Source organism: Streptomyces shenzhenensis (assembly GCF_003688995.1).
Lineage (GTDB): Bacteria > Actinomycetota > Actinomycetes > Streptomycetales > Streptomycetaceae > Streptomyces > Streptomyces shenzhenensis_A.
In genome coordinates, this window is the sequence record NZ_PENI01000134.1 from 1 (window position 1) to 515 (window position 515).

The 515-nt window shown below is 72.8% G+C and carries 1 pseudogene; it reads left to right on the plus strand.

Annotated features, from left to right (window positions below):
* Window positions 1–515, plus strand: a pseudogene (locus CTZ28_RS46530) (potassium-transporting ATPase subunit B); the annotation flags it as partial.

The following is a 515-nucleotide window of genomic DNA, read 5'->3' on the forward strand; positions in this document are numbered from 1 at the left end:
GCAATGTGCTGGCCATGTCGGGGCGTGCGGTCGAGGCCGCGGGTGATGTCTCGACGCTGCTGCTCGACAAGACCGGGACGATCACGCTGGGCAACCGGCAGGCCGCCGAGTTCGTGCCGGTGCACGGCACCACCGCGGCCGAACTCGCCGACGCCGCCCAGCTCTCCTCGCTGGCCGACGAGACGCCCGAGGGCCGCTCGGTGGTGGTGCTGGCGAAGGAGAGGTACGGGCTGCGTGAGCGGCATCAGGGTGAGCTGGCGCAGGCCGAGTGGATCGCCTTCACCGCGCAGACCCGGATGTCGGGCGTGGACGTCGACGGGCGGAGGATCCGCAAGGGCGCCGCCGGTTCGGTCGCCGCCTGGGTCAAGGAACGGGGCGGCACGGTCGCCGAGGACGCCGACGGGATCACCGGCCGTATCTCCGAGGCCGGCGGCACCCCCCTGCTCGTCGCCGTCGAGGACGAGGCGGGCGCCCGGGTGCTGGGCGTCATCCACCTCAAGGACGTGGTCAAGGAC